8 protein-coding genes, 1 tRNA gene, 1 pseudogene and 1 riboswitch are annotated in these 8,513 nt (G+C 71.9%); of the genes and pseudogenes, 9 read left to right on the forward strand and 1 reads right to left on the reverse strand.

The genetic code is table 11. From position 1 onward, the window contains the following. From AX685_RS13890 to AX685_RS13910, 5 genes are all read left to right on the forward strand, one after another. The coding region (locus tag AX685_RS13890; RefSeq protein ID WP_156445817.1) for an NUDIX domain-containing protein at positions 1-308 on the forward strand (308 nt) is incomplete at its 5' end. Continuing rightward, positions 309-498: riboswitch (cobalamin riboswitch) on the forward strand. It begins immediately after the preceding gene. 128 nt (positions 499-626) lie between these two features. Beyond that, positions 627-2,564, forward strand: coding sequence for a TonB-dependent receptor plug domain-containing protein (locus AX685_RS13895; protein ID WP_066489690.1), 1,938 nt, complete (start codon positions 627-629; stop codon positions 2,562-2,564). 17 nt (positions 2,565-2,581) lie between these two features. Next, positions 2,582-3,421 carry an ABC transporter substrate-binding protein gene (locus AX685_RS13900; RefSeq protein WP_066489691.1) on the forward strand — a complete coding sequence of 280 codons (840 nt, stop codon included), beginning with the start codon at positions 2,582-2,584 and terminating at the stop codon, positions 3,419-3,421. Further along, positions 3,418-4,380 carry a FecCD family ABC transporter permease gene (locus tag AX685_RS13905; RefSeq protein ID WP_066489693.1) on the forward strand — a complete coding sequence of 321 codons (963 nt, stop codon included), beginning with the start codon at positions 3,418-3,420 and terminating at the stop codon, positions 4,378-4,380. The genes AX685_RS13900 and AX685_RS13905 overlap by 4 nt, the downstream gene beginning before the upstream one ends. Next, a complete protein-coding gene (locus AX685_RS13910) occupies positions 4,377-5,144 on the forward strand; it encodes an ABC transporter ATP-binding protein (RefSeq protein ID WP_066489695.1) in 768 nt (255 codons plus the stop codon). The genes AX685_RS13905 and AX685_RS13910 overlap by 4 nt, the downstream gene beginning before the upstream one ends. 18 nt (positions 5,145-5,162) lie before the next feature. Here the strand turns inward: AX685_RS13910 and AX685_RS13915 are convergent. Next, positions 5,163-5,236, reverse strand: a tRNA-Cys gene (locus tag AX685_RS13915). Positions 5,237-5,410: 174 nt separating this feature from the next. On the opposite strand from AX685_RS13915, the gene AX685_RS13920 reads away from it, so the two are divergent. From AX685_RS13920 to AX685_RS13935, 4 genes and pseudogenes are all read left to right on the forward strand, one after another. Then, a complete protein-coding gene (locus AX685_RS13920) occupies positions 5,411-6,091 on the forward strand; it encodes a protein-L-isoaspartate O-methyltransferase family protein (protein WP_066489697.1) in 681 nt (226 codons plus the stop codon). 12 nt (positions 6,092-6,103) lie between these two features. Then, positions 6,104-7,606: a TolC family outer membrane protein gene (locus AX685_RS13925; protein ID WP_066489698.1), complete on the forward strand. Its 1,503-nt coding sequence runs from the start codon at positions 6,104-6,106 to the stop codon at positions 7,604-7,606. Between the two features lie 46 nt (positions 7,607-7,652). Beyond that, positions 7,653-8,225, forward strand: a complete 573-nt coding sequence (locus tag AX685_RS13930; RefSeq protein ID WP_066489700.1) for a DUF2497 domain-containing protein — start codon at positions 7,653-7,655, stop codon at positions 8,223-8,225. 64 nt (positions 8,226-8,289) lie between these two features. Then, positions 8,290-8,513, forward strand: a pseudogene (locus AX685_RS13935) (PD40 domain-containing protein); the annotation flags it as partial.

The following is an 8,513-nucleotide window of genomic DNA, read 5'->3' on the forward strand; positions in this document are numbered from 1 at the left end:
AGGTGGAGCCGGGGGAGGCGCCCGCCGATGCGCTGGCGCGCGAACTGGCCGAGGAACTGGGGATCGCGAGCGCGCCCGCCGCGCTCACCCCGCTGTCGTTCGCGGTGGATCCCGCCAGGCCGGGCGCGGCGCTGGTGATGCTGCTGTACCGCTGCACCGAATGGAGCGGCATGCCCCGCCCGCTGGCAGCCGATGCGCTGCGCTGGGACCTGCCGTGCGCGCTTGCCGATCTGCCGATGCCGCCGGTCGACGTGCCGCTGCTTGCCGCGCTGCGACAGGCTCTTGCCGTGCCCGCTCCGCTGTCATAGGGGGGCGAGCAGCGAACAGGTTCCCCCTAGCCGGGGATGAAATGGGAATCCGGAACCGATCCGGAGCTGCCCCCGCAACTGTGACCGGTGAGCCGATCCCCGCGCGCGCCACTGGACCTTCGGGTCTGGGAAGGCCGGGATCAGGCGTCGACCCGGGAGCCAGGAGACCTGCCTGTCCGTGGTTGTCCTTCGCGCGGACGGGGTGTGCCGGGCGATCGAGGTCTTTTCCTCGCGTGACGACTGTTCTGGGGTCGGCACGCGGGGTGGCATCGCCACGCGCCGTCGCCGTCCCGCACATGTGATGGGGACCGAGGGGACATGAACTACCGTATTTCGCTGATCGCGCTGCCGCTGCTGACGGCGGCGCTGCCGGCCCATGCCAGCGAGCAGAGCGCGCAGTCCGGCCCGGCGCTGGAGGAAGCCGCCGCCGCCGGCGACGCGATCGTCGTCACCGCCAATCGCACCGCGCGCCCGATCGACACCGTGGGGCAGGCGATCACGGTGCTCGACACCGCGACGATCGAACAGCGTCAGAGCGTGACCGTCGCCGACCTGCTGCGCCAGACGCCGGGCGTGTCGGTGGCGCGCAACGGCGGTATCGGCGGCGTGACCAGCGTGTTCATTCGCGGCGCGGAAAGCGACCAGACCGTGGCGCTGATCGACGGGGTGAAGATCAACGATCCGTCGTCGCCGGGCGGCGGGTTCAACTTCGGTGAGTTGCTGATCGGCAATATCGCGCGGATCGAGGTGCTGCGCGGTGCCGAATCGGTGCTGTGGGGCAGCCAGGCGATCGGCGGCGTGGTGAACATGATCACCCGCCAGCCGACCGAAAAGCTGACCGTCAACGCGCGCGGCGAAGGTGGCTGGCACGGCACCGGGCAGGGCGTGGCGAACGTGGCGGGCCGTGTCGGCCCGGTATCGGCGAGTGTCGGCGGCGGCTATTTCACCACCGAGGGCACGTCCGCCGCGGCGGTCGGGACCGAGCGGGACGGCTATCGCAACTATGGCGCGAACGGCAGCGTCAACATCGCGCTCGCCGATGCGGTGTCGGTGGACCTGCGCGGCTTCTATTCGAACGGGCGCGCCGATTACGACGGCTTCGCCCCGCCCACCTATGCGTTCGGCGATACGCGCGAATATAGCGAGACCGAACAATGGGTCGGCTATGGCGGGCTGAACGTCGCGCTGTTCGACGGGAAATTCCGCAACCGCTTCGCCTATGCGCGCACGCAGGTGAACCGCGCGACCTTCGATCCGGCGCAAACCCCGGCCGAAACCTTCCGCGCGCGCGGGCGTAACGAGCGGCTGGAATATCAGGGCAACGTCGATCTGGGCGATATGGTGCGCGCCACCTTCGGCGCGGAGCGTGAGGTGTCGCGGCTGTTCACCGACGGGTTCGGCGCGGTCAGCAACGCACGCGCGCGCATCTGGGGGGCCTATGGTCAGCTGTCGGTGATGCCGGTGACCGGGCTGACCGTGACGGGCGGTGTGCGCCACGACGACCACGACCGGTTCGGCGGCGCGACGACCGCCTCGGCCAGCGGTGCCTACACCCCCAACGGCGGCGCTACGGTGCTGCGCGCCAGCTATTCGGAAGGGTATAAGGTGCCGTCGCTGTACCAGCTGTTCGGCGATTACGGGAACCGCACGCTGCGCCCCGAACGCTCGCACGGCTGGGACGCGGGCGTGACGCAGCGCGCCCTGGACGGGGCGGTCGAGGCGAGCGCGACGTGGTTCCACCGTACCTCCACCGATCTCATCAGCTTCGTGTCCTGCGCCGCGGGGGCGGGCGGCATCTGCACCGATCGCCCGTTCGGCACCTATGACAATGTCGCACGCGCGCGGGCGCAGGGGCTGGAACTGGCGCTGGCGCTGCGCCCGGTCGAGGCGCTGACCGTGTCGGGCGCCTATACCTATCTGGACGCGCAGAACCGCTCGCCCGGATCGGCATCGTTCGGGCGTGCGCTCGCGCGGCGGCCTTCGCAGAGCGTGACGATGAACGCCGACTATCGCTGGCCGATCGGGCTGACCACCGGCGCGACGGTGACCGCGGTGGGCGACAGCCTCGATCCGTCGGCGCCGCGCGGGCGGCTGGACGGCTATGTCCTGGCCGACGCGCGCCTGTCCTTCCCGCTGGGCGAGCATGTCGAACTGTACGGGCGGGTCGAAAACCTGTTCGGCGAACGGTACCAGACCGCCGCCGGCTATGGCACGCCGGGCCGTGCGGCCTATGGCGGCGTCCGCCTGCGGTACTGACGGAAGGGGAAGGGGCGATGCGCGCGCTGTATGTCGCCATGCTGGCACCGGCGCTGCTGTCCGCGGCGCCGGTGCGCGCGCCGCGCCCTACGCCCCTTCCCCGCATCGTCTCGATCAATCCCTGCCTCGACGCAATCCTGGTCGAGGTCGCCGATCCTGCGCAGATCGCCGGGATCAGCGCCTATTCGCAGGATCCGCGCAGCACCTCGATCCCGCTGGCGGTGGCGCGGCGCTTCACTGCTCTGTCGGGCACCGCGGAGGAAGTGGTGGCGCTGCGCCCCGATATCGTCATCGGGGGCGCGCATGTCTCGCCCGCCACCGTCGCCGCGCTCAAGCGGATGCGCATCCCGCTGGTGCAATATCCCGTCCCTGCCACCGTGGATGACAGCGTCGCACAGGTCCGTGCGCTCGCCGCGGTCGCGGGGCATCCGGCGCGCGGCGTGGCGCTGGCGCGGCGGATCGCAGCGGCGGCGGCCCCGGCGCGGCTGCGGCCGGTGCCAGCGCTGATCTGGGGCGCGGGCGGGCTGGTGCCCGGCGCCGGCACCTTGCCCGACGAACTGCTGCGCCGCGCCGGCTTTTCGAACAGCAGCGCGGCCTATGGCCTTGCCCAATGGGACATACTGCCGCTGGAATATCTGGTGGCGCGCCCGCCGCGCGTGCTGCTGTCGACCGGGCTGGCCGACGTGGGTGGCGAGCGGCTGGCTCGGCATCGCGCTGTGCGGCGGCTGGGCGCGCGGATCACGCTCGCGCCGTTCGCCGCGCGGCTGATGAACTGCGGCGGTCCGTCGATCATCGCCGCGATGGCGCGATTGCGCGCGATTCGGCAGAACGTGGGCCGGCAGGGGGTGGGCGCATGACCCGGCTCAACCTGTGGCTGTGCCTGGGGCTGGTGGTCGCGGCGATCCTGTCGGTCGCGGCGGGAAAGGTGTGGGTGCCGCTCGACGCCTGGAGCAGCGCGGACCCGCGCTCGCTCATCATCGTCGAACTGCGCCTGCCGCGTACCGTGCTGGCGCTCACGGTCGGCGCGGCGCTGGGGTTTTCGGGGGCGGTGATGCAGGGTTACCTGCGCAATCCGCTCGCCGATCCGGGGCTGTTCGGCGTATCGGCGGGCGCGGCGTTCGGCGCGGTGTGTGCGCTGTTCTTCGGCTATGCCGCGCAGGCGTGGCTGCTGCCCGGCTTCGCGTTGGCGGGCGCGGGCGCGACGATGGCGATGCTGGCGCTGATCGCGGGGCGATCGGGCAGCCTGATCATGTTCACGCTGGCGGGGATGATCCTGACCAGCATCGCCGGATCGCTGACCGCGCTGGCGATCAGCCTGGCGCCGACGCCATTCGTCGCGTCGGAGATCGTGACGTGGCTGATGGGCGCGTTGACCGACCGCAGTTGGGACGATGTGCTGGTCGCCGCGCCGCTGATGGCGCTGGGCGCGGTGATCCTGGCGCGCACCGCCGCCGCGCTCGACGCGTTGACGCTGGGGGAGGTCGCCGCGCGATCGATGGGTGTCGATCCGCGCCGCCTGCAACTGGCGGTCGTCGCCGGTATAGCGCTGCTGGTCGGCGCATCGGTGGCGGCGGCGGGGGTGATCGGCTTCGTCGGGCTGATGGTGCCGCACCTCGTCCGTCCGCTCGCGGGGCACCGCCCCTCGGCGATCCTGCTGCCCAGCGCGCTGGCGGGTGCGCTGCTGCTGACGGTGGCGGACACGCTGGTGCGAGTCCTGCCGACCGTCGCCGAGCTGCGGCTGGGGATCGCCATGTCGATGCTGGGTGGGCCGTTCTTCCTCTACCTGTTGGTCGCGATGCGGCGGCGGCTGGCATGAACGTGCTCGCGGTCCATGACGTGACGCTGACGCTGGGCGGGCGGCGCGTGCTCGACAAGGTCGAGGCCACGTTCGCGCCGGGCCGGGTCAGCGCGCTGCTCGGCCCCAATGGCGCGGGGAAGAGCAGCCTGCTGGCCTGCCTCGCCGCGCTGCGCCGCCCGGATGCGGGCCGGGTGACGCTGGACGGGGAAGACGTTGACGCGATCGACCCGCAGGCGCGCGCACGCCGCATCGGCCTGCTGCCGCAGGGGCATGACGTCCACTGGAACGTCGACGTCGCGACGCTGGTGGCGCTGGGGCGCCTGCCGTGGCGCGGCCGCTGGAGCGAGACCGAGGCGGATCGCGCTGCGGTCGCCCGCGCGCTGGCGGCGACCGACATGGCCCCGCTGGCGGCGCGCGGGGTGGAGCATCTGTCGGGCGGCGAGCGCGCGCGCGCGCTGCTGGCGCGCGTGCTGGCGGGGGAGCCGGAATGGCTGCTGGCCGACGAACCGCTCGCCAGCCTCGACCCGCGGCACCAGATGGAGGTCGGCGCGCGCCTGCGCGACGTCGCGGCGGGCGGGCGCGGCGTGGTGCTGGTGGTCCACGACCTCAACATGGCGGCACGGCTGGCCGACGATATCGTGCTGCTGCGCGACGGGCGGGTGGTGGCGCACGGCCCGGCCGCGGACGTGCTGACGCCCGCGCTGGTCGAGGAAACCTACGGCCTGCCGGTGGAGATCGGGCGGACGCCGGACGGCGCGACGTTCATCCTGCCGCGCGGCTGATTCGCCGATCGCTCCAGATGGAGGCCCGACCGGGAATCGAACCCGGGTGCAAGGATTTGCAGTCCTCTGCGTCACCACTCCGCCATCGGGCCTCGACGTCGGGAGGGGCGCAGATGCGGGCGCGGGCGCGCGCTGTCAAGCGCCTGTCGCGCGGCCGATGCGCCAAACCGCACGCTAAGCGTTGGCAAAAGCACCATGCGCGCGATACAAGCGCGGCGCAGCAACGTGTGTTGCATCCATATAACAGCTATGCCACAGGAAGGCCGATGACCGCTCACGCCACCGCCCCCGCCGTTCGCGCCGACGATTTCGCCGTCATGCGGCAGGCGATGGTCGCCAGCCAGCTGCGCACCGCCGCGGTCGACGATCCGCGCGTCGTCGCCGCCATCGCGCAGGTCCCGCGCGAGGCGTTCGTGCCGGGCGCGTCCGCCGATCTGGCCTATCGCGATACCGCGATCGACCTGGGGCAGGGGCGCCGGCTCAACACCCCGTTGGCGACCGCGCGGCTGATCGTCGCGGCGCGGCTGCTGCCGGCCGACCGCGTGCTGCTGGTGGGGGCGGCGACCGGCTATGCCGCCGCGATCCTGGCGAAGCTGGTGGCGCAGGTGACCGCGGTCGAATCGACCCCCGCGCTGGTCGCGCACGCGCGTACCGCGCTGGACGGCACGGCGAACGTCACGCTGGTCGAGGGGGCGCTGGACCATGGCCACCCCGAAGGCGCGCCCTATGACGCGCTGATCGTCGATGGCGCCGTCGAGGAACTGCCGATGACGCTGGTCACGCAGCTGGCCGATGGCGGGCGGATCGTGTCGGGGCTGATCGACAAGGGCGTCTACCGCCTCGCTTCGGGCGCGCGCCGCGGCGCCGCCTTCGCGCTCACCCCCTTTGCGGACGTCGATTCGGTGCCCTTGCCCGGGTTCGCGCGGCCGCGCCGCTTCACCTTCTGAGGGAATTCTCGCGTGCGTCTGCGTTCCTTTCTGCTGCTCTCCGTGGCGCTGGCCGCTCCGGCCTCCGCCGAAACGCTGCGCGACGCGCTCGCCAAGGCCTATCAGAACAACCCGACGCTGACCGCGCAGCGCGCGGCACAGCGCGCCAATGACGAAAACGTGCCGATCGCGCGCGCCGGGGGCCGCCCGGTGGTGTCCGCCAACACCGGCATCAACGAGAATTTCATCCGCAGCGGCAACAATTTCACCACCCCGGAACGGCTGCTCCAGGGCAATGTCGGCGTCACCCTGCCGCTGTATCAGGGCGGCCGCGTGCGCAACGGCGTGCAGGCGGCCGAGATCCGCGTCGGCGCCGGTCAGGCGAATTTGCGCGGGGTGGAGGCCAATACCTTCACCGACGTGGTCGGCGCCTACAACAACGTGATCCGTGACGAGGCGATCGTCGGCCTGAACGCGCAGAACGTGCGCGTGCTGGAAACCAACCTGCGCGCCAGCCGCGACCGGTTCGAGGTCGGCGACCTGACCCGCACCGACGTCGCCCAGTCGGAAGCGCGGCTCGCGCTCGCCCGCGCGCAATTGCAGGGCGCGCAGGCGACGCTGATCGCCAGCCGCGAAAATTACGTCCGGCTGGTCGGCGCAGCGCCTGGCACGCTGGACCAGCCGCCCGCGCTCCCCGCGCTGCCGGCATCGGCGGACGATGCGGTGACGGTGGCGCTGCGCGACAATCCGACGTTGCTGGCCGCGCGCGAGCTGCGCCGCGCCAGCGACTATGACGTGCGCGTCGCCCAGGCCGGGCGTCTGCCGCAGGTCGGCGTCACGGTCGGGCAGAATTACGTCAACTACCTCGGCACGCTGGGCGCGGGCACCGGGCTGGGTGTGGGACAGACCGGCAGCTCGACCGCGGTCGGCCTGTCGCTCAGCCTGCCGATCTTCCAGGGCGGCCGCCCCGCCGCACAGATCCGCCAGGCACAGGAACTGCGCGGGCAGGCGATCGAGCAGGCGACCGCGACCGAGCGGCAGGTAATCGCCTCCACGCGCTCCGCCTATGCGATCTGGCGGTCCTCGCTTCAGGTGATCGCCTCGGCCGAAACCGCGGTGAACGCCAACAAGCTCAGCCTTGAGGGCGTCCGCGCCGAAAACAGCGTCGGCACGCGCACGATCCTCGACATCCTCAACGCCGAACAGGAATTGCTCAACAGCCAGGTCACGCTGGTGACCGCGCGCCGCGACGCCTATGTCGCGGGCTTCGCGCTGCTGGCGGCGATGGGCCATGCCGAGGCGCGCGACCTCGGGCTGGACGGCGGCGCGCTCTATGATCCGACGACGCACTACCGCGACGTGCGCGGGCGCTTCTCCGATTTCGACGGCGGCAAGGCCGCGCAGCCCGTCGCCGGCAGCACCGCGAATACCCCGGCGCAGGACGCCAATGTCACTCGTCCGCTCGACCCGCTGCTCGAAAGCAACGTTGACAGGACGCCCGCGTTGACGACAGGTATCGATCGACCGCGTCCGTGAGGGCATGTGGCGACGTCGCAATGTGGGTCGCAGTAAGGAGCGTTCGATGGGGGATGTGAGCGCCGAACCGTCGATGGAGGACATCCTGGCCTCCATCAAGCGCGTCATCAAGGAAGGCGAGGCGCAGGCGCCGGCGCGCCGCTCCGCCCCGCGCCCGCTGGGCGGGCACGATCGCGATGCGGTGCTGGAACTCAACGATCCGCTCGGCCGCGCGCAGCAACTGGCGTCGCAGGTGGGCGCGCCGTCCTCCTACGCGCCCGCCGCTCCGGCACAGGTAGCGGCCGAACCGCCCGTACCGGCGCCTTCCCCCGCGCCTGCGCCCGCACCGACGATGCTGGAGCGGGAGCCGGATCGCGAACCTGCTGCGCCGCCGGCCTCCGCCGCCGCGATCGAGGCCGCGGCGGTATCCGCCCGTACCGTCGAGGCGACGCGCGGCGCGCTGGGCGCGCTGTCGCGGCTGGTGGTGAAGCCGGAGGGCGACAGCGACGGCACGCTGGAGGGGCTGGTGCGCGACATGCTGCGCCCGATGCTGTCGGAATGGCTGGACCAGAACCTGCCGCGCCTGGTCGAGCAAATGGTCGCGCGCGAGATCGCGAAGATCACCAACGGCCAGAGCTGACCCCCCGGCAGTCCCGAAGACGCGCGATTGTTTCGCGCGTGACGATCTGCTGTAACGCTTCCTCATGAAGAGGATCACGCTCGCGAGTCTGCTCGCGCTTTCCGCCGTCGCTGCCACCACCGGCATCGCCGCCCCCGCCGCCGCCCGCCCGCTGACCATCGCCGATGTGACGATGCTCAGCCGCGTCGGCACGCCGACGCTGTCGAAGGACGGGCGCTGGCTCGTCTGGGCGCAGCGCGAGACCGATCTGGCCGCCGACCGCGGTCGCTACGACCTGTGGCGGCTCGA

Source organism: Sphingomonas sp. CCH9-F2 (genome assembly GCF_001556735.1).
Taxonomy (GTDB): Bacteria; Pseudomonadota; Alphaproteobacteria; order Sphingomonadales; family Sphingomonadaceae; genus Sphingomonas; species Sphingomonas ginsenosidimutans.